This is a genomic window from Alteraurantiacibacter palmitatis (genome assembly GCF_037154115.1).
In the GTDB taxonomy this organism is placed as follows: domain Bacteria; phylum Pseudomonadota; class Alphaproteobacteria; order Sphingomonadales; family Sphingomonadaceae; genus Alteraurantiacibacter; species Alteraurantiacibacter palmitatis.
The window spans coordinates 124,511-144,387 of record NZ_JBANRO010000008.1; the positions used below are offsets into that span (position 1 = coordinate 124,511).

General features: G+C 64.6%; 15 protein-coding genes and 1 pseudogene. 9 read left to right on the top strand and 7 right to left on the bottom strand.

The window, feature by feature from the left end; genetic code table 11:
- Positions 1–20: 20 nt before the first annotated feature.
- From WFP44_RS11355 to WFP44_RS11375, 5 genes are read left to right on the top strand one after another with little or no spacing between them, the layout of a single operon-like run.
- Positions 21–2,360: a DUF2460 domain-containing protein gene (locus tag WFP44_RS11355; protein WP_336926675.1), complete on the top strand. Its 2,340-nt coding sequence runs from the start codon at positions 21–23 to the stop codon at positions 2,358–2,360.
- Positions 2,357–3,178, top strand: coding sequence for a DUF2163 domain-containing protein (locus tag WFP44_RS11360; protein ID WP_336926676.1), 822 nt, complete (start codon positions 2,357–2,359; stop codon positions 3,176–3,178). Before WFP44_RS11355 ends, WFP44_RS11360 begins: the two co-directional genes overlap by 4 nt.
- Entirely contained in the window at positions 3,175–3,585 is a 411-nt protein-coding gene (locus tag WFP44_RS11365; protein ID WP_336926677.1) for a hypothetical protein, read from the top strand. Before WFP44_RS11360 ends, WFP44_RS11365 begins: the two co-directional genes overlap by 4 nt.
- A gap of 17 nt (positions 3,586–3,602) precedes the next feature.
- Complete coding sequence (locus WFP44_RS11370) at positions 3,603–5,786, top strand: phage tail protein (RefSeq protein ID WP_336926678.1); 2,184 nt, start codon at positions 3,603–3,605, stop codon at positions 5,784–5,786.
- Positions 5,787–5,805: 19 nt separating this feature from the next.
- Positions 5,806–6,264 (top strand): DUF2793 domain-containing protein, encoded by a 459-nt coding sequence (locus tag WFP44_RS11375; protein ID WP_336926679.1) that lies wholly within the window; start codon positions 5,806–5,808, stop codon positions 6,262–6,264.
- Here WFP44_RS11375 and WFP44_RS11380 read toward each other — a convergent pair.
- The 7 genes from WFP44_RS11380 to WFP44_RS11410 all read right to left on the bottom strand — a co-directional run bounded on the left by WFP44_RS11380 (position 6,261) and on the right by WFP44_RS11410 (position 12,998).
- Complete coding sequence (locus WFP44_RS11380; protein WP_336926680.1) at positions 6,261–7,796, bottom strand: spinster family MFS transporter; 1,536 nt, start codon at positions 7,794–7,796, stop codon at positions 6,261–6,263. The genes WFP44_RS11375 and WFP44_RS11380 overlap by 4 nt on opposite strands.
- A complete protein-coding gene (queC, locus tag WFP44_RS11385) occupies positions 7,793–8,494 on the bottom strand; it encodes a 7-cyano-7-deazaguanine synthase QueC (protein ID WP_336926681.1) in 702 nt (233 codons plus the stop codon). The genes WFP44_RS11380 and queC overlap by 4 nt, the downstream gene beginning before the upstream one ends.
- A gap of 55 nt (positions 8,495–8,549) precedes the next feature.
- On the bottom strand, positions 8,550–9,011 hold the full coding sequence (locus tag WFP44_RS11390) for a DUF3617 domain-containing protein (RefSeq protein WP_336926682.1): 462 nt from the start codon (positions 9,009–9,011) through the stop codon (positions 8,550–8,552).
- A gap of 49 nt (positions 9,012–9,060) precedes the next feature.
- Positions 9,061–9,966 (bottom strand): Hsp33 family molecular chaperone HslO, encoded by a 906-nt coding sequence (gene hslO / locus WFP44_RS11395; RefSeq protein ID WP_336926683.1) that lies wholly within the window; start codon positions 9,964–9,966, stop codon positions 9,061–9,063.
- 41 nt (positions 9,967–10,007) lie between these two features.
- Positions 10,008–10,940: an ornithine carbamoyltransferase gene (gene argF, locus WFP44_RS11400; RefSeq protein WP_336926684.1), complete on the bottom strand. Its 933-nt coding sequence runs from the start codon at positions 10,938–10,940 to the stop codon at positions 10,008–10,010.
- Positions 10,940–12,130, bottom strand: coding sequence for an aspartate aminotransferase family protein (locus WFP44_RS11405; RefSeq protein ID WP_336926685.1), 1,191 nt, complete (start codon positions 12,128–12,130; stop codon positions 10,940–10,942). The genes argF and WFP44_RS11405 overlap by 1 nt, the downstream gene beginning before the upstream one ends.
- Positions 12,131–12,263: 133 nt before the next feature.
- Positions 12,264–12,998 (bottom strand): cold-shock protein, encoded by a 735-nt coding sequence (locus tag WFP44_RS11410; protein WP_336926686.1) that lies wholly within the window; start codon positions 12,996–12,998, stop codon positions 12,264–12,266.
- A 273-nt stretch (positions 12,999–13,271) separates the two neighbouring features.
- Here WFP44_RS11410 and WFP44_RS11415 point away from each other — a divergent pair, with 273 nt between their 5' ends.
- From WFP44_RS11415 to WFP44_RS11430, 4 genes and pseudogenes are all read left to right on the top strand, one after another.
- Complete coding sequence (locus WFP44_RS11415) at positions 13,272–13,712, top strand: protein tyrosine phosphatase family protein (RefSeq protein WP_336926687.1); 441 nt, start codon at positions 13,272–13,274, stop codon at positions 13,710–13,712.
- A 3-nt stretch (positions 13,713–13,715) separates the two neighbouring features.
- The gene (locus WFP44_RS11420) at positions 13,716–14,138 is read left to right on the top strand and encodes a hypothetical protein (RefSeq protein WP_336926688.1); all 423 of its coding nucleotides are present in this window, start codon (positions 13,716–13,718) and stop codon (positions 14,136–14,138) included.
- Positions 14,135–15,031: pseudogene (locus WFP44_RS11425) on the top strand (sterol desaturase family protein). The gene WFP44_RS11420 and the pseudogene WFP44_RS11425 overlap by 4 nt, the downstream one beginning before the upstream one ends.
- A 119-nt stretch (positions 15,032–15,150) precedes the next feature.
- Complete coding sequence (locus tag WFP44_RS11430; protein WP_336926689.1) at positions 15,151–19,854, top strand: NAD-glutamate dehydrogenase; 4,704 nt, start codon at positions 15,151–15,153, stop codon at positions 19,852–19,854.
- Positions 19,855–19,877 lie beyond the last annotated feature (23 nt).

The following is a 19,877-nucleotide window of genomic DNA, read 5'->3' on the forward strand; positions in this document are numbered from 1 at the left end:
AACGCGGAAGGGATACGATCATGGCCTTCTGGCTCGCGCGGCAACGCAACGGACAACAAACTGATTACATCCAGCGCTTCGATCCGCGCTTCTGGACAGTGGACTTTCCACGCCCGATGATGGCCGCGGTCTGGTCGATCGCGCCAGATGCCTTGCGGGTAGAGCTGGAATTCCACCACCGCAACGCGCTCGCCGGGCTGATCTGGGATAGCGCGGACACGCTCGATCACCCACTGCTCGCCTATGCGACCGACCGCGATTATTCGCGCACGACCTTGCGCTTTCGCTGGCGCTCGGCGGGGATCCTTCCGCTTGATGCCGTACATGGCCCCACGCTGACGATCGAGGGGCGTGTTACAGCAGGTCAGCCCCGCAGCTGGTTTGTCCGGCTGTGGAATTACGCCGTGGGCACACCCACCGATGCGCAGATCGAATTGCCGTTCTCGGCGCTGGCGGGCGGCTGGGATATCGCAAGCTCGCCCGACCAGGTTCATGCGGCGGCGATCGACCGGATGTTCATCTCGCTGGTTCCGCCGCTTTACGACCCGGCCAATGCCGGCCTCCTGCCTGCGCGGGCCAATGGCTGGGTGGAATTGACCCAGATTGCCTGTGACGGGGACCGGCCGCAGCTCGCCATCGGCGATGTCATGGTGCCACCCCACGGGGTGCGCATGGCGACAGCCTATGACGACAGCTACAACCAGACGCCCGCTCGCCTGCTGCGCAATATTCGTGGCCTGGGATACCGCGAGGAGATCCTGCATTATATCGGCATGAGCCATTATTACCGGCTCAAACCCGGCACGGGCGGCAGTGTCCAGGTGGAAACGCCTGCCGAGTTCTGCGCCCCTGCCCGCGCCTGGCATGACGCCTTTTTCAGTCTCGCCCGCTCTCAGGGCTATTCGGTCATCGCATCGATGTCCTACGAATTGCTGGCGCAGCACTGCCCAAATGGATGGATGCAGCGCGCCCACGACGGCGCGCCCGCGCTTACCGGCTGGGATCCTCCGTCAACCCTGCTCGCCTTTACCAGTGGACCTGTGCAGACCTATCTGCGCAATATCGCGCTGAAACTGGCCGAAATGCAGGTTGCTGCCCAATTGCCCGTGGCCATTCAGCTGGGCGAGCCCTGGTGGTGGGTCACCAAGGACTATGCGCCCTGCATTTACGATGCGGATGCGCGCGCAAAGTTCTCTGGCGCCGCGCCCGATATCGTGGATCTGCGCCAGCCGTTGACAGAGGCGCAACGCGCGGTGCTCGCCGCAGGGGGGGCGCGGCTTGGCACGTCGACGCGCGGGATCAGGGACGCCATCCGCACGGCGCATGGCCCCAATGCACAGGTTTATCTGCTCGCTTTCACCCCTCAAATCCTCGATCCCGCCGCGCCCGATCTGCCCCTGCTCAACATTGGCAACAGCTGGAAGCATCCGAACTTCAACCGCCTGCAGCTTGAGGATTACGACTGGCTGACCGGTGGCGCCGAAGCGCTGCGCCGGGCGGGATATGCCACGATGAACCAGCTGCTCGAATATCCGCTGGCCAACCAGGACTACATGGCCGGCTTTGTGCTGAGGGCGGAGGATGCCGAAGCGTTCTGGCCGCTGATCGACGCAGGGCTCGACGAGGCGAAGGCATGCGGCATTCCGCGCCTGTTCGTCTGGGCGCTGCCGCAGGTCTGCCGCGACGGTTACACCCGCCTGCCCGACACCCCGCCCGAGGATTATGACACCATGCAAGCTTTTGACGATGTGCTTTATCCGCTGGCATTGGGCCGCGATGCAGGTGTCAGTCCGGAGTTTTCGACCTCGGTCGTTCTCACCGCCTCGGGGCATGAACGCCGGTCCAGCCAGTGGAGCAATGCCCGCCTGCGTTTCGATGTAGGGCCCGGCATCCGCTCCGAGAGCGAGCTGGGAACGCTGATCCGGTTTTTTCGCGCCCGGCATGGCGCTGCGCGCGGTTTCCGCCTGAGCGATCCGTTTGACTTCAGTTCGCGCGACATGACGGGGACGCCAACCATGCTGGATCAACAGATCGGCGTTGGCGACGGGCTGAAAGCCAGCTTCCAGCTCATCAAGAGATACGGCGACGGGGCGGAGCCGCAGATAAGGCCCATCACCCGGCCGCGCGCCGGCACGGTGCTGGTCAGCGTCAACGGTACGGCAACCACTGCATGGTCGTTGCAACCCGGGGGCAAGATCCTGTTCCAGATCGCGCCTCCGCAAGGCGCCATCATCCGGGCAGGCTTCCTGTTCGATGTGCCGGTGCGCTTTGCCGAAGACCGGCTGGACATCACCGGCGCAGCCTTTGCTGCCGGAGAAGCGCCATCGGTGCCGCTGGTGGAAGTGCGGGAGGAGATATGAGCAAGGTCTTCTTTGCCAGCGAGCTGGAAGCGGTCGCCACATTCTGGCGGATCGAACGGCGCGACGGGGTAACGCTGGGCTTCACCAGCCATGACCGCGATCTGTGGTTTGACGGGGTGCTGCACCGCGCGGCCCCCGGCATGGTGCCGTCCGCCATTCGCCGCAGCGCGGGTCTGTCGAATGACAGCGCAGAAGTCGAAGGCGCTCTGGCGCATGATGCGATCCGCGCGGCCGATCTTGCTGCGGGCCGGTTCGATGGCGCGCGGTTTGCGATCGGGGTCGTCGACTGGGAAACGCTGGAGCATGCTGTGCTCTTCCACGGCCAGGCCGGTGCAATTGCCGAAGATAGCGGCGGCTTCAGCGCCGAACTGCAATCGGCCAAAGCAGCGCTGTCATTGGATCTGGTGCCGCGGACCAGCCCTACCTGCCGCGCCGCATTCTGCGGGCCGGGATGCCATCTTTCTGCCAGCCGTTATTCGCACGAATGCCGTGTGGCCTTTGCCGGCCACGATGCCGGGCTGGTGCAGTTTGCGGATGCGCCGGCCGCAGAGCTGCTGGCGGATGGCTGGGTGCGCTGGATTGATGGCCCGCACGCGGGCATCACCATGCAGATCCTGCAATCCGGGCCAGCGGGTCAGGTTCTCGACCAGCCGCTTGATTACGGCTTGGCAACAGGCACCCGGGCGCTGCTGCGCGAAGGATGCGATCACCGGCTTTCGACGTGCCATTCGCGGTTCGGAAACGCGGCCAATTTTCGCGGCGAACCCTTCGTTCCGGGAAACGATCTGCTGGGCCGTTACGGTAACGGATCGCAATGAGCACCGCCGCGTATGCCTTTGCGGCCGCCGCGCGCAGCCTGGTCGGGACACGCTTCCTGCTTCACGGGCGCAGCCGCACCACCGGGCTTGATTGCGTTGGCCTTGTCCTTGAAGCTTTGCGCCTGATTGGCCGACCGACGCACGTCCCTGCGGATTATGGCCTGCGCAACCGGGATTTCGGCCCCTTCCTGCATCACTTCCCGGAGGCCGGATTTCTGCCTTGCGCCGACCCACCTTGCGCAGGCGATCTGATCATGGTGCGACCCGGCCCTGCGCAGGGCCACCTTCTTGTCGCCATGCCGCAGCACAGTTTCGTTCACGCCCATGCAGGGCTTGGCAAAGTGGTGGAAACGCCCGCTCCGCTTGCGTGGGACGAATGGCAGCGCTGGCGTCTGCAAGACCTCTGATTTGAAAGGCCAAAGCAATGGCAACTCTTGTGCTCTCCAGCGTGGGCATGGCCGTGGGCGGCCCGATTGGCAGTGCGATCGGTGCCCTTGTCGGCAGCCGGATCGACAAGGCCATTGGCGGATCCGGGCGGCGCGAAGGCCCGCGTTTGCAGGAACTGCGCCTCACCACATCCAGCTACGGGTCGCCCGTACCGCGGCATTTCGGCAAGGTGCGGGCGCCCGGAAACATCATCTGGGCCACCGATCTGATCGAAAACCGCGAGAAGAGCGGTGGCGGGAAGGGCAAGCCTTCGGTCACCAGCTATTCCTATTCGGTTTCCTTCGCCGTGGCGTTGTCCAGCCGCCGGATAATGGACGTTGGCCGCATCTGGGCGGATGGCAATTTGCTGCGCGGGGCAGCGGGTGACCTGAAGGTGGGCGGGCAGTTCCGGCTCTACAGGGGCTTTGGCGATCAACGGCCCGACCCGCTGCTGGCATCGGCGTGCGGCCCGCAATGCCCGGCCTTCCGGGGGATGGCCTATTGCGTATTCGAGGGGCTGGAACTTGCCGAGTTCGGCAACCGCATTCCGGCGCTGACCTTCGAGATCATAGCTGATGACGGGGACGTATCGCTGGGCGCGATGATCGCGGCGCAGGATCAGGCTGTGAACGTGGCGCATGACTTGCCCTCGCTTGCCGGATTTACCGAAGAAGGCGGACCCCTGGTCCGCAGTCTTGAAGCGATCAGCGAACTCTATCCCTTTTCCTGCAATGCAAGCGGCCAGACGCTCTCGATCAGTTCCATCGATGACGAAGCGGGCAGCGTTTCGCTCCTTCCTCCGCCCGCAGTCGATCCTTCAGGCGACAGTTTCGGTGCATCTTCTGGCCACAGCCGCAGCCGTCAGGCTGATCTGCGCGATGTGCCCGAAGGCTTGCGCTATTACGATCTTGCGCGGGATTTCCAGCCGGGACTGCAACGCGCCGATGGCCGCACCATGCCGGGTCGCAACCGCATCATCGAATTTCCTGGCGCGCTCGCCGCGCAGGATGCCCGCCGTCTTGCCAATCAGGCAGCAGAGCGCGCCGCCTGGGGGCATGAACGCCTGTCCTGGCGAATGGCGGAACTCGACCCCGGCCTCGAACCGGGAACACTGGTGCGCGTTCCCGGGCGGCGTGGCATCTGGCGCATCGAGGCATGGGAATGGCGCGAGACGGGGGTAGAACTCGATCTGCTACGCCTTCCGCACGGGCCAGGGCGCGCGCAGGCGGCCGACGCAGGCGAAGCACGCCCACCGCGCGACCTGCAGGCGACCCCAACCCACTTGCTTGCCTTTGAGCTCCCCTGGGATGGCAACGGAGCAGCCTCCGACCGCGCCATCCATGCGGCCGCATCTTCAGAATCGGCAGGCTGGAAGGGCGCGGCTCTGTTCGTGCAGGACGGGCCGGTCTTGAAACCTGCGGGAAGCACCGGCCGGCAACGCTGCGTCATGGGAAGTCTGACCGCGCCGCTACCGGCCGGCGATCCGGCGCTGGTCGACCGGCAAGCCCGTCTGGAAGTCGAGCTCCTTGCCCCGGATCTTGTTCTGTTTTCGGCCAGCCTCGCTGCTCTGGCAAACGGCGCCAACCGGGCCTTGCTGGGCGAAGAGCTGATTCAGTTCGCGCAGGCCCACCATGTCGAAGGACGGCGCTGGGTATTGAGCGGATTGCTACGCGGCGTGGGCGGCACCGAGCGCTTTGCCGGGAAGATCCATCCGCCCGGCACGCATTTTGCCCTGCTGGACGATGCCGTGGTGCGGATCGATCCCACCATGACCGGCGCGGCGACGCATATAGCGGCCAGCGGCCTTGCTGATTCCGAACCAGTCTATGCCCAGGTCGCACTGGCGGGTGTCGGGCAAAGGCCGCTGGTCCCGGTGCATCCGCGGATGGTTCTGCATAGCTCCGGAGACCTCTGGCTTGGCTGGACGCGGCGCGCGCGTGGCACTTGGGCCTGGCCCGAGGCGGTGGAAGTCCCATTGGTCGAAGAGGCGGAGCGGTACCGCGTGGGGGTGGGCGATCCGGCCGCACCTTTGCTGGTATGGGAGGTGACTGCACCTGAGCACCTGCTGCCAGCGGCGCAATACACCATGTTGCAGGGCCAGTTTCCCGGCCAGCCGATCTGGGTGAGGCAGGTGGGAAGCCAGGCCCAATCCGACCCGCTCCTGCTCCACATCCTGTCCTGACAAGCGAAAGGCTCTTCTGATGAGCGAACCCGTCACCTTCAATTCCACTACTGCGCGCTATGCGCTGCCCTTCCTCTTTGCCGGACAGGCACAGAAGGAGATCTTCCTGAATGAAGTTGCCGCGCGCACCGACTTGCTCCTGCATCCGGCGATCAAGGGCATAACCAACTCGCCGCCCGCGTCTCCGCAGCCCGGCGATTGCTGGCTGGTGGGCAACGCTCCCACATCGGGGTGGACGGGAAGGAATGGCCACATTGCCGGATACGAGGCGGGCAATTGGCTGTTCGTGGCACCTCGTTCAGGCATGACCGTGTTCAATGAATCCGCTGGACAGACAATGCGCTTCGCCAACGGCTGGCACATGGCCGCTGCCGTGCCCGCCCCTCAGGGCGGAACCGTGATCGACGTCGAAGCGCGCGCGACATTAAATGCCCTTATCGCAGCGCTGCTGGCTGCCGGATTGCTTCCGAATGCCTAACCCAATCGGGCAAGCGAACGGGCGTAATGGCGCACGACAACAGCGAGCGCCACAAGGCCGGGGACAACCGCCACCAGCGAGGCCTTTACCCCGTTTGCCAGCGCGCCTGTCTGTTCCGAAACAAATCCTGCGACAAACGGGCCAAATCCCAGTCCAATCAGCGTTGCGCCCAGCAGGAAGATTGCCGTTGCCGTTCCCCTCATCTGCGGCCTGACCAGCGCCAGGCTGGCTGCACCGCAAGCGCCCAAGGCTGACGCTGTGCCTGCCTGCACAAGGAAATTGCACAGCAGAAACGTCGTGCTGGATGGTGATCCGTAGCCGACCAGCACCAGGGGCACCGCTCCGCCCAGCGCGATCAAGGCGACAAATATCCGCCCGGCTGCAAACCGGCGGGCCAGACGGTCTGCCAACCAGCCTCCAAGCAGAACGCCCAGAAAGCCGCCCAAGGCATTGGGTGCGCCGATCACCCAGCCAAGGTCAGTCTTGCTGAGGGCAAATGTCCGCTCGGCATAGGGGGCGGCCCAGTATGTGACTGTGTAGCCCACATAGCTGACGCAGGCATAGACCAGCACCACTCCCATGAATGCGGCCGACCCCCAGGTAAGCTGGAAGGTTTCCGGGTCGCGCGCACGCAGCGCGGTTGCCCAGGTGAAGGTCGCGTAAAAGCCGATCCCGATGAGAATGAACTGCGCAGGATTCCCCATGATGCGGATAGCGGCAACTGCCAGAATGGTGAAAAGGCAGGCAGCGGCCACATTCACTGCAAAGGCACGCGCACCCCTCCGGGCAGCCCCTATCAGGGTGAACGGAGGAAGTATCAACACAACCTCCGAGAAAAAGGTGCTCCAGGCATTTATCTGATTCGCGTTTGCCTCGCCTTCAAAGACGCCCCGCACCGGCTCCTTCAAGGTCAGCACCCACAGGGCAAGGACAAGGCCGGGAAATCCAACGATTACAAAGGCAGCCTGCCATCCCGCAAGACCCAATGGGCCGCCGCCGGGCCAGATGTTGTTCCAGCGCTCCACAATCGCCCCACCGAGAACAAGCGACAACCCGCTGCCCACGAACAGGCCCGATGCGTAAATGGACAAGGCCGTTGCGCGCAGTCGCTTGGGAAACCAGTCGGCGATCAGGGAATAGGCGCAGGGATTCGCACTTGCCTCGCCCACGCCCACGCCGATGCGCGCAGCGGTCAGCATAGCGAAATTGCGTGCAAAACCTGACAGCATGGTCATGGCAGACCACAGCGCAAGCCCCATGCTCAGCAAGCGCAAGCGATGCCACCCGTCGGCCAGGCGGCCCAAGGGTATCCCGAACAAGCCATAGAAGATGGCAAAGGCCGTGCCATAGAGAAAGCCGAGCTGCGCATCACCGATCCCAAGGTCGGCCTTTATATCATTGGCGAGGATCGACAGGATCTGCCGGTCAACGAAATTGACCAGGTAGACGAGGAAGAGAACGCCGAGAGCATACCAACTGTAAGGTGGGACGGCTTCCGGGGCATCCTCCTTCACTCCCTTGGCCGGCGTCATTCCTCCGGTTCCGGATTTGCTGCGTAGGCCGTGGAATCGGGAAGTCCTGCATCCGCAAATCCCTTGCGGCGCAAGCGGCAGCTGTCGCACAGGCCGCACGCCAAACCGCCCGGATCAGGATCATAGCACGACCAGCTCAGCGCCGGATCAAGCCCCAGCCGCACCGCTTCGCTCGCAATGCGCGCCTTGCCCCAGAATTGCAGTGGCGCGTGAATGGTGAACGGCTTGCCCGTCATGCCGTCGCGCGTGGCAAGGCGCGCCGTCTCCTGAAAACTTGCGATGAAATCGGGGCGGCAATCGGGATAGCCTGAATAATCGAGCGCGTTCACGCCAATAAAGATATCGTGCGCCCCGATTGCTTCTGCCCAGGCCAGCGTCAGAGACAGGAACACGAGATTGCGAGCGGGCACGTAAGTTACCGGTATGCCTTCCTCCAGCCCGCCTTTGGGAACAGCAATATCATCCGTCAGTGCGGAACCGCCAAATTGCCGCAAGTCGAGCGGAAGCACGACATGCCGCTGCGCACCCAACACTTCGGCAATATGCCTCGCACTCTCGATCTCGCGCCGATGGCGCTGGTTGTAATCGATCGTCAGCGCGTTGATTGCAAATCCCTGTTCGCGCGCAATGCCGGCCGCGACCATCGAATCGAGACCGCCCGACAAGAGGATCACGGCGCTTTGCAGGGATGTTTGCATGATCCCGGGCTAAGCCACATCGCCCGCCTTGGGCAAGCGGCAAAATCCTCGGCGTTCAGCAGCTGCCTGTCTGTCGGGCCTCGCCCTCGAGGGTGAAAGGCATTCCTCCCTGCATTCCCTGACTTCGGATCTGGACAAGCCGGCTGTCCTCCCGCCGGATTGTCGTTCGGCCATAGCCATCGCCGCGGCAGGTATATTGCACGGTCACGGAATTGGGCTGATCGTCCACCACATATTGCGAACAGCCTGGCTGGCGATGCCTGATCTGGATGAGTTCCCTTCCGCTGCGCACACAGACCGCTGCTGGCGCCTCGCCGTGGCGTAACCGGAATTCCCAACTGCCTTTTGCCAACGCATCAAGCATCGCAAGTCCGGGCGCTTGGGCAGCAACAGGAAAAGCAGCAGCGCACAGGATCGCGGCTGCCGCCAGTTCCTTTCGCACTTTCCTTGCTTGAACCATCGCACACTCCTGAACGCGGTAAGGCTCACCCGTCCGGACAGGCTTCTGCAGGATCACGCATGAACGAGATATTGCGGCGACCGCACATTCGCCTCGTTCACATCGGTCAATCCTGCACACGGAATTGGCGTGAACAAAACGCGCAATCAACCAGGATCACGCCGTCTTCATTCGCCATTTCGCGCCGATCCTCCTTGGCAAAGCGGGCGAGCACCTCCTCAAAATGCACCAAGGTGCAGCGGCAACCGCGAACCAGGCGAGAGCCGGGAGACACCAAGATTGCTTCCTCTTCATGGTACAGCCGCCACAGGATCGCTTCCAATGACAAATCCTGTTCAAGAAGCTCGGCCGGACTGACCGAGGCAGCCATCACGCTGACATGTTCCCATTCCGGCTCATCAAAGCGCACGTGCAGCCGCTCGCGCCCTTCCTCCCCATCGGGCAGATGCTGCACCAGCATACCCGCTGCCACATTGCCGGCGGCGCCCGACCGCACGGCTGTGCGGATCAGCGTGGGCACCTGCTCGCTTTGCGCGAAATAGGCTTCAACGGCGCCGGTCAGGCTGGCCCCCTCGAGTGGGACGATGCCCTGATACCGCTGCGCAGGGCCTGCCATATCGAACGTGATTGCGAGATAGCCTTCCCCGAACATCTCGGCCAGCCCGGGATTGGCGCCCAATCTGTCGAACTCGGCCGGGTCATGCTCGACATAGCCGCGCAATTCGCCATTGCGGTAATCGCACACCAGCAATGAAATCACTCCGCCCTTTGCCTGCGCCTGAAGGGTCAGCTGGTCACCCTGCTCTTTTAGCAATCCGCCCATGAGCGTTGCCAGCACCAGCGCTTCGGCCAGCACCAGCTTGATGGCGGGGGGATAATCATGTGCCGAAAGAATCTCGTCCAGCACATTACCAAGCCGCACCATGCGCCCGCGGCAATTGCGCGAAGCAATGGTGAAACCAAGCAGCTGGTCGGATCCCGTTTCGGGCATCGGCGTGGGCGTATCGGTCATTCCGGCCATATAGGTGACGCAGGGCGGAAGTTAACCCGGCATCACCCCAACAGGCCGAAACACCACAACAGAATGGACTTCTGCGCGTGAATGCGGTTTTCCGCCTCGTCAAAGACAACCGATTGCGGGCCTTCGAAAACGTCCGCGGTTACCTCTTCTCCGATATGCGCCGGCAGGCAATGCAGGAAACGGGCATTACGCCTGGCCTTCGCCATCAACGCGGCATTCACCTGATATGGTGCAAGCTCTACCATCTTATCCTGCGCGTGCGCCTGCCCCATCGAGATCCAGGTGTCAGTCACGATGATATCGGCATCCGCCGCAGCTTGGGCTGCATCATGCGTAACCGTCACCGTGCCGCCACGTGCCCTTGCCGTTTCGACATAGGCAGCATCGGGCACATAGCCCGCTGGCGTGCCGATACGAATGGCGAATTTCATCAGGCCGGCCGCTTCCACCAGCGAATTCATCACATTGTTGCAATCGCCCAGCCACCCTATCTGCAAACCGGGCAGGGCCTTGCCCTGTTCGACAATGGTGAGCAGGTCGGCGACGATCTGGCAGGGATGCGAACGGTCGGTCAGGCCGTTGATGACCGGCACCCCTGCATGACGGGCCATTTCCTCCACCTTGGCGTGATCATCGGTGCGCACCATGATCGCATCCGCCATCCGGCTCAGCACCCGTGCCGTATCGGCAATGCTTTCGCCCCTGCCCAGCTGGCTGGTCCCGGCATCCAGGATCAGCGGCACACCGCCCAGTTGGCGGATTGCAATATCAAAGCTGACACGCGTGCGGGTCGAGTTCTTCTCGAACACCATCGCCAGCACCCTGCCCGCCAGCGGAGCATCGGCATCAGGCGTGGCCTTGGGCCACCCCTTGCGCGCCGACTTGCGGTCGATCGCATCGCTCAGCATCGCCGCGATGGCATCACCGCCCGCATCGGAAAGGTCGAGGAAGTGCCGCATCGCCATTACGCGGCCTGCGGCACGGCATAGCTCGCCGCAGCGGCCGAAAGCTTTTCCATGAACTCGTCGATCTCGGCATCGCCGATCACCAGCGGGGGCAGGATGCGCAGCGTGTCGTCAGCAGCCGCAACAGTCAGCAGTTGGTGATTGTCGCGCAGATGCACCATGAAGGGGCGCGGCTCGCTCCGCAGTTTCAGCCCGAGCATCAGGCCCATCCCCCGCACGCCTTCGAACAGTTCGGGATAATTGCCGATGAACTGCTCAAGCCGGGTGCGCAGCCGCTCGCCCTTTTCGCGCACTTCGGCAAGGAATTGCGGGTTGGCCACCGCATCCATCACCGCCATGCCCGCCGCCATGGCCAGCGGATTGCCGCCATAGGTTGAACCGTGCGTGCCGAACGTCATGCCGCGTGCCGCCTTTTCCGTGGCGAGACACGCGCCAAGCGGAAAACCGCCGCCAATGCCCTTCGCCGTGGCGAGAATATCCGGCTCCACACCGTATTGTTCATAGGCATAGAAGGTGCCGGTGCGGGCAACGCCGCACTGCACCTCGTCAAAGGCGAGCATCAGATCATGCTCGTCCGCCAGTTCCCGCAGACCGCGGATGAATTCGGGCGTGCCCACGCGAATGCCGCCTTCGCCCTGAATCGGTTCGACCAGGAAACCGGCGGTCTGCGGCCCGATCGCCGCCTTTGCCCCTTCCAGATCGTTGAATTCGACATAGCGAAAGCCCGACAGCAGCGGGGCAAAGCCCTTGTGCATCTTTTCCTGGCTGGACGCGCTGATGGTGGCCATCGTGCGTCCGTGAAAGGCGTTGTTGAAGGTGATCAACTCGTACCGTGTGGTATCTCCGCCGGCCTGGTGATAGGCGCGCGCGGTCTTGATCGCCGCCTCGACCGCTTCGGCACCCGAATTGGTGAAGAAAACCGTATCGGCAAAGGTAATATCCACCAGCCGCTGGGCCAGTGCCTCGCCCTGCGGGCTGCCATAGAGGTTTGATACGTGCATCAGCGTTGCCGCCTGACGCTGGATCGCGCCGATCAGGCCTTCATGCGAATGGCCCAGCAGGTTGACCGCGATACCCGATGCGAAATCGAGATAGCGCGTCCCATCTTCGGTGATCAGGTGGCAATGCTCGCCCGCAACAGGCCGGACCGAGCACCGGGGATAGACCGGCATCAGCGGAGTGATGGACATCTGGAAATCCTTTGGAACAATGTGTGTTGAACGCAAAATGGCGACCGATCGGCCGCCTGCACCATGTTCCATGATCTAGGACTGGTGCGGCGGCCGGTCAAACCCGGCCGCCAGACCAGCAGCGATTCGCGAATCAGTCGCGAACCGGCGCCAGGTTGACAGCCGAGTGCTTGCCTCGTCGGTCAACTTCCAGATCGAATTCGAACCGGTCGCCTTCCTGAATGCCCGGCAGGCCGGACCGTTCAACCGCGCTGATATGCACGAAAGCATCTTCCTTGCCATCGTCGCGCGTAATGAAACCGAAGCCCTTCATCGCGTTGAAGAACTTGACAGTGCCCACGGCCTTCTCGCCCGTCAGCTCGCGCTGCGGGGCGCGCGGCGCTGCCGCGATCACCTCGCCGACAACCTGCAGATCGGCCGCAGAAACCTTGCCGCCGCGATCCACCAGATTGAACTGCAGTTCCTGCCCTTCAGCCAGCGAAGTCAGCCCGGCACGTTCCACCTGGCTGATGTGCACGAACACATCTTCCCCGCCCTCATCACGCTGGATGAAGCCGAAACCCTTCTGCGCGTTGAAGAATTTTACCTTGCCCTGGCCGGTGCCCACAACCTGCGCCGGCATACCGCCGCCGCGCGGCGCGCCGCCGCCGGCGCCCGGGCCGCGTGCGCCGAAGCCGCCGCGCGCACCGCCGCGATCATCGCCACCGCCGAAACGGTCACCACCCCCGCCGCCGAAACGGTCGCCGCCGCCGCGCCAGTCATTCTCGCCAAAAGATGGCGAGGGACCACCGAAAGGATCGAAACCTTCTTCCCCGAAACCATCCCGCTTGTCGCGCCCCCGGCCGCGACGACCTCTGTCGTAACCCATGTACTCCAACAACCTTCAATCCCGCCCTTGTCGTGCACCCGGCGGCCCGGACGATCTCCGGCCGAGTGGAAGCGAAGGTTCTGTCCACCACTTCACGCCCATAGCTATATCGCAGAAATTTGCAGGTGGCGAACAATATTGCGCCGCTCTCTTGCACAAGCTGCCTGAGACAGCGCAAATAGGCGCGGTAAGGTGCGCCAGACCTCGGCCGAGACGGAGCGGGAGACGCGCTCACCGCGCGCTGCAGAGCGCTGGCATGGAGAGGGCGGGAAGATGAGTGATTTCAGGCAATTGTCCGATTCGGTCTGGGTCAGCCCGCAAATCGGGCTCGACGATGTGGCCGAAGCCGCCCGGCTGGGCTTCGCGCTGATCATCAACAACCGGCCAGAGGGCGAAAGCCCCGATCAGGTTCCGGGCGAGGCAATTGCCGAGGCCGCCCGCGCGCACGGCATGGCCTATTGCGCGATTCCCGTGACACACGCCGGGTTCTCGCTGGAACAGGTGGAGGAACTGGGCAAGGCGCTTGCCGCCGCAAAAGGGCCGGCTCTCGCCTATTGCCGCTCGGGAACACGATCGACCTTTCTGTGGGCGCTGGCACAGGCAAAGACCGGGCATGATCCCGCCGCCATCGCCCATGCCGCCGCGCAGGCAGGGTATGATATCTCTCCGCTTTCGGGCACGCTCCAGCAATTCGCCGCCGGGGCAAAGGGGTGAACAATGGGCGGGCCGGTGCCCCTGCTGCTCGCCGCACTGGCCGTTGGCGGGCTTATCGCACTTGCATGGGCCGCGGGATTTCGCGGCGACGCGCAACTTTCGGACGAAGCTGAGGCGCTGGAGCTGGCTGCCAGTCTGCCCGGCGGATTTGCGGGCAGGGATGTGCGGCTGTCCGCCGACAGGCGCCACGCGCTGATCACGGACGCGCAGGGCCGCATTGCCCTTATCCTGCCACACGGCGCGCATTTCACCGCGCGCCTCTGCGACGGCGCGGCGGCCGAGGCGCGGGGAAACCAATTGGTGCTGCATCTGGGCGGCCGGACTTTCCATATTGACGGGGGCGAAGCGGCCGATGCGTGGCTGAACCTCCTTGAGCGATCACGGCCCGCAGAGATGCGGCCCCACAATGCGCAAGGCCGCGCATGACCGCTTTCGATCCCCTGCCTTATGCCATTCCGGTTTTCGTGCTGCTGATAGCGCTCGAAATGGCGTGGGCGAGGCGAAATCGGCGCCTGCGGGCCTATGAAGTGCGCGACACGGCAGTCTCGCTGGGACTGGGGCTGGGCAGCGTGATCGCCGGAGCTCTGAGCGCGGGAGCGGTGGCGGCGATGCTGGTCTGGGCGCACACGATATCCCCCCTTTCCCTAGGGTGGGCGTGGTGGGCGTGGCCGCTGTGCTTCGTGCTGGACGATCTGGCCTATTACTGGCTGCACCGCGCCGGACACCGGGTGCGGTGGTTCTGGGCATCCCACGTCAACCACCATTCCAGCCAGCATTACAACCTCAGCACCGCTTTGCGGCAGACATGGACTGGCTTTCTCGCGCTCTCCTTCGCCTTTCGCCTGCCGCTCGCCGCCGCCGGGTTCGAGCCGGGGATGATCCTGACCTGCGCCGGGCTGAACCTCATCTACCAGTTCTGGATCCATACCGAGGCGATCGGGCGGATGCCGCAATGGTTCGAGGCGGTGTTCAACACGCCTTCGCATCACCGGGTGCACCATGCGGTGAACGGCCTCTATCTCGACCGCAATTACGCCGGAACCCTGATCGTGTGGGACAAGCTGTTCGGCACTTTCCAGCCTGAGCTGGAGGGCCAGCCGATCCGCTATGGCCTGGTGCAGCAATTGGGCAGTTTCAACCTCGTGACCGCCGCCTTTCACGAATAGAAGGCCATCGCCGCCGATCTTCGGGCTGCACCCTGGCGGCACAAGCTGGCCTATCTCTGGCGCGAACCGGGCTGGAGCCATGACGGCAGCCGCGAGACATCGGCGATGATCCGCGCGCGCAGCGCCCGAAGCGATAACACCGGCCCCGGCTAAGCGTCTGATTTGCATGGCGACCTGCTGCATCCGGTTTCAAACCTAACTTTTTCGGCTGGTTTGTAGATATCCGCGCATTAGGATGGCTGCGCCGAATAACCGGCAGAGGGCCTGAAAGCATGACCGTCACCGCGCGCCCCTGGGCAGCGATACTTGCGCGCAGCATGGCTGCCTCGATCTTGCCGGGGGAAGAAACACCCCCGCCGCAAGCGCTGGAGGATGCCGCTTCGTTTCTGCTGGAAGCAGCGCGGCATCGTGCAGAAGGCAAGCCGGCGATCCTGATCCGCAGCGCGGCCGAAGGCCTGGGCGGATCGCGCCGGGCCACGCGCATCGCGGTGATCAACCGCGACGTGCCCTTCCTTGTCGATTCGGTCAGCCGCACGCTGGCCGATGCCGGGTTGTCAGTGGATCTTCTGCTGCACCCGATCGTGCCGGTGCTGCGGGACGCGGCGCGGCAGCTCGTGGACTTGCCCGAGGTAATCGCGCCCGGCAGCATCCGCGAAAGCTTCATCTACATCGAAACCGACCGCGTGGATGCACGGCAGCGCCGCGCGCTCGAAGGCGCGATTGCCGAGGCGCTGGCCGATGTACGCGCCGCCGTTGCCGATTGGCCGGCCATGCGCGCAGCGATGGAAAGCGATGCGGCGCTGCTGGCCGATGGCGAATCGGGTGCCCTGCTGCGCTGGCTGGCAGGCGGAATGCTGACGCAGCTGGGCCATATGGTGCGCCGGGCTGACGGGCGGGCCACATCGGCGCTGGGCATCTGCCGCAGCAGCGCGGCGGACGGGGCGGTTCTGGCAGAGGCGAGCTGGGAGCGCGCCCTGGCCTGGTTCAAGCCCAAGGCGCGACGACGCCACGCATTGATCGTGAAAGCGAACCGCATCAGCCTGGTGCACCGCCGGGTACCGCTCGATCTCATCATCGTGCCCCTTATCGAGCAAGGCGAACTGGCGGGACTATCCGTCCATGCCGGGATCTGGACCAGCGCGGCACTCGGCACGCCGCCACAGGATGTGCCGGTGCTGCGCCAGCAACTTGCCGCCATTTCGCGCGATCTGGGCTTTGTCCCCGGCAGCCACGATCACAAGGCGCTGGTCCACGCCCTTTCGGTTCTCCCGCACGATCTGGTGATCGGGTTTGCGCAAGCCGACACGATGCGCATTGCCACGTCCATGATGGCGCTGCTCGACCGCCCGCGCCCGCGCCTTGCCGTGGTCGTTGCCCCGCTGGAGAGGCATCTGTTCGCCTTTGTCTGGCTGCCGCGCGACACGCTTTCCACCGCCACGCGCCTGCAGATCCAGGCTCTGCTGGAGGACGGCACCGGCACCTCCACGCTCGATTGGGCCTTGGCGGTGGAAGGCGAGAATCTCGCCATGCTGCGCTATGTTCTCGACGCGCGTGGGTCGGTCCGCAAACCCGATGTCGCAGCGCTCGACGCCCGGCTGCAGGATATGCTGCGCGGCTGGCGCGACGCGGTGGAAGCGGCGCTGGCCAAACTGCCCGAAGGAACAGCGGGCGAAAAGGGACGCGCCGCCGCCCTGGCCCTGCGCCATGCGGACGCCTTTCCGCCGGGTTACCGCACGGCTTACGGGGCGCAGGAGGCCGCACGCGACATCATCCGGCTGCGTCACCTTGGTGCCGACCGGCACGCGCAGCCGCTGGGCCGCGATGCACGGCTTTACCGTTTGCCGAGCGATCCGGATGACCGTTTGCGGCTGAAGATCTATCAGGCGGGCGGGCCGCTGGCGCTGTCCGACGCGGTGCCCGCGCTTGAGAATTTCGGTTTCCGGGTGCTGTCCGAATACCCGACCCAGCTTGCCGGAGAAGGCAGTGCCGCGATCCATGATTTCGTGCTGGGCCTGCCATCCGCCCGCACCCCTGACGACTTGCTGCCGCGCACGGACATCATCGAAACGGCGATCACATCCGTCCTCAACGCCTGCGCGCAGGACGATGTGTTCAACCGGCTGGTCATCACCAACGCGCTGGATGCGGTTGCGGCCGACTGGCTGCGCGCCTTCTACCGCTATCTGAGGCAGACGGGGATTGCCTTCACGATCTATTCGGTGGTCGATGCACTGGCCCATGCCCCCGCGGTCACTGCCGCGCTGATCCGCCGCTTCTGCGCCGCGCATGACCCGCACTTTGCCGGCGATCGCGCACTTGCCATTGCCAAGGCGGAAGAGGCAATCCGCGCCGGCCTCGCGCAGGTGGCGGCGATCAACGACGACCGTATCCTGCGCCTCTATTGGAACAGCATGGCCGCGGTGCTGCGCACCAATGCCTTTGCCCCAAAACCAGAGGGGGCCGGACAGGCGGCGCTGGCATTCAAGTTCGATTCCACGCGCGTGCCCGGCTTGCCGCGCCCGGTGCCATGGCGCGAGATATTCGTTTATTCGCCGCGTATCGAAGGGATTCACCTGCGCGCCGGCCCGGTGGCGCGCGGGGGGCTGCGCTGGTCGGATCGGCGCGACGATTTCCGCACCGAAGTTCTCGGCCTGATGAAGGCGCAGCGCGTGAAGAACGCGGTGATCGTCCCCACCGGCGCGAAGGGCGGTTTCTACCCCAAGCAATTGCCCGATCCCGCGACCGACCGCGAAGGCTGGGCGGCGGAAGGCAAGGCCAGCTACCAAGTGTTCATCCGCACGCTGCTGTCGATTACCGACAATATCATCGATGGCCGCGTGGTGCACCCGCAAGGCGTGGTGGTGCATGACGGGCCGGACCCCTATTTCGTGGTCGCGGCGGACAAGGGCACCGCCACCTTTTCCGACACCGCCAACGCCATTGCGGCCGAGCAGGGTTTCTGGCTGGGCGATGCGTTCGCCAGCGGCGGTTCCAATGGATATGACCACAAGGCCATGGGCATCACCGCGCGCGGCGCATGGATTAGCGTGCAGCGCCACTTTGCCGAAATGGGCGTGGATGTGCAGAAGCACACCGTGCGCGTCGCCGGATGCGGCGATATGTCGGGAGATGTTTTCGGCAACGGGATGTTGCTGAGCAAGGCGATAAAGCTGGTCGCTGCCTTTGATCACCGGCACATCTTCCTTGATCCCGATCCCGATCCCGCGGCAAGCTGGAAGGAGCGAAAACGCCTGTTCGCCCTGCCCCGGTCAAGCTGGGCGGATTACAGGCCCGCGCTGATTTCCGAGGGGGGCGGCGTGTTCCCGCGCAGCCTGAAGCAAATCCCACTGTCAAAGGAGGTGCGCGCGGCCTTGGGCGTTGCCGATACCGCGCTCGACCCTGAAAGCCTGATTTCCGCGATCCTCAAAAGCCCTGTCGACCTCCTCTGGTTCGGCGGGATCGGCACTTATGTGAAAGGCGAAGCCGAAAGCCATGCCGAGGTGGGCGATCCCGCCAATGCCGCTCTGCGTGTAAACGGCAGCGAAGTGCGCGCAAAGGTAATTGGCGAAGGAGCCAATCTGGGGGTGACGCAGGCGGGACGCATCGAATTTGCACTGCGCGGCGCAGGCGGTGCGGGCGGGCGCATCAACACCGACTTCATCGACAATTCGGCGGGCGTTGATTGTTCCGACAACGAAGTGAACATCAAGATCGCGCTGGCGGCCGCGCCCGATCTGGATGGCGAGGCGCGCAATGCGCTGCTGGCCGAGATGACCGGCGATGTCGCCGCGCTGGTGCTGGAGGACAACCGGTTGCAGGCGCTGGCGCTGTCAATTGCCGAGGCAGGCGGCCCGGCGGCAGTGCCGCCTTATTCGCGCGTGATTGCCGCGCTGGAGGCCAGCGGACATCTCGACCGCAAGACCGAAGGGCTCGCCCCGGACGATGCACTGGCGCGCCGCGCCGCCGAAGGTCGCGGCCTGACCCGCCCCGAACTGGCCGTGCTCCTGTCCAGCGCAAAGCTGGCGATGCAGGATGCGCTGGAGCGCGAGCCCCCGGCGCTGGACGAGGCAGGCGATGCGCTGATTCTGGCCGATTTCCCGCCGCAGATGCAGGAACGGTTCCGCGCGCAACTGCTCAACCACCGCCTGCGCAAGGAGATACTGGCAACCGCCATCGCCAACCGCGCCATCAACCGCCTGGGCATCGTGCACCCCTTTGAACTGGCCGAGGAGGAAGGCGCATCTTTGGCCGATGTGGGCTGTGCCTTTGTGGCCGCCTGCGCCCTGCTGGACATGGATACGCTGTGGCGCGAAACGGAAACCGCGGCCATGCCCGAAGCCGCCCGCGTGGCGCTGTTCACCCGTGCCGCACAGGCGCTGCGCGGGCACATGGCCGATTTGCTGCGCGCGCGGGCTTGCGCGGGATCGGTCAACGCCTTGGCCCCGCTGGTGAGTGACCTTGCCGCCACGGCCAGCCGCCTGCTGGGCACCGAGGCTCGCGCGCAAGCCGATTCCATCCGCGCACAGCTTGCCGGCCTCGGCGCTCCGCCCCGGCTGGCGCACAGCGTGGCGCGGCTCTACGCGCTGGACGGCGCGATCGGCCTTGCCTCGCTGGCGCAGGACAGCGGCAGGCCGCCGGTGGAGCTTGCCGCCGCCTTCATCTCGCTAGGCAGCGCGCTGGGCATCGACTGGGCGCAAGGTTCCGCCGCGCTGATGAGCCCGGCCGATCCGTGGGAGCGGCTGCTGGTCGCCGGCCTTGCCCGCGATTTCCAGCAGATGCGGTTCGATTTCCTTCGGCAGCTGGCGGCGGATGCGCAGACTTCGCTGGATGAGCGTGTGGCGCAGTGGTCTGCACACAACAGCGCGGCGATTGCGCGCCTCTCTGCCGCCATTGCCCGCGCTCGCGAAAGCGGTGCGCCCACGCCGGCCATGCTGGCGCAGATCGCGGGGCAGGCGCGGGGATTGCTGGCGGCGTGATGCGGCGCTGGCACTGCTGCGTG

Coding starts and splice junctions, on each gene's coding strand:
- WFP44_RS11355 (WP_336926675.1), top strand. CDS start 21: ATGGCCTTCTGGCTCGCGCGGCAACGCAACGGACAACAAACTGATTAC.
- WFP44_RS11360 (WP_336926676.1), top strand. CDS start 2,357: ATGAGCAAGGTCTTCTTTGCCAGCGAGCTGGAAGCGGTCGCCACATTC.
- WFP44_RS11365 (WP_336926677.1), top strand. CDS start 3,175: ATGAGCACCGCCGCGTATGCCTTTGCGGCCGCCGCGCGCAGCCTGGTC.
- WFP44_RS11370 (WP_336926678.1), top strand. CDS start 3,603: ATGGCAACTCTTGTGCTCTCCAGCGTGGGCATGGCCGTGGGCGGCCCG.
- WFP44_RS11375 (WP_336926679.1), top strand. CDS start 5,806: ATGAGCGAACCCGTCACCTTCAATTCCACTACTGCGCGCTATGCGCTG.
- WFP44_RS11380 (WP_336926680.1), bottom strand. CDS start 7,796: ATGACGCCGGCCAAGGGAGTGAAGGAGGATGCCCCGGAAGCCGTCCCA.
- queC (WP_336926681.1), bottom strand. CDS start 8,494: ATGCAAACATCCCTGCAAAGCGCCGTGATCCTCTTGTCGGGCGGTCTC.
- hslO (WP_336926683.1), bottom strand. CDS start 9,966: ATGACCGATACGCCCACGCCGATGCCCGAAACGGGATCCGACCAGCTG.
- argF (WP_336926684.1), bottom strand. CDS start 10,940: ATGGCGATGCGGCACTTCCTCGACCTTTCCGATGCGGGCGGTGATGCC.
- WFP44_RS11405 (WP_336926685.1), bottom strand. CDS start 12,130: ATGTCCATCACTCCGCTGATGCCGGTCTATCCCCGGTGCTCGGTCCGG.
- WFP44_RS11410 (WP_336926686.1), bottom strand. CDS start 12,998: ATGGGTTACGACAGAGGTCGTCGCGGCCGGGGGCGCGACAAGCGGGAT.
- WFP44_RS11415 (WP_336926687.1), top strand. CDS start 13,272: ATGAGTGATTTCAGGCAATTGTCCGATTCGGTCTGGGTCAGCCCGCAA.
- WFP44_RS11420 (WP_336926688.1), top strand. CDS start 13,716: ATGGGCGGGCCGGTGCCCCTGCTGCTCGCCGCACTGGCCGTTGGCGGG.
- WFP44_RS11430 (WP_336926689.1), top strand. CDS start 15,151: ATGACCGTCACCGCGCGCCCCTGGGCAGCGATACTTGCGCGCAGCATG.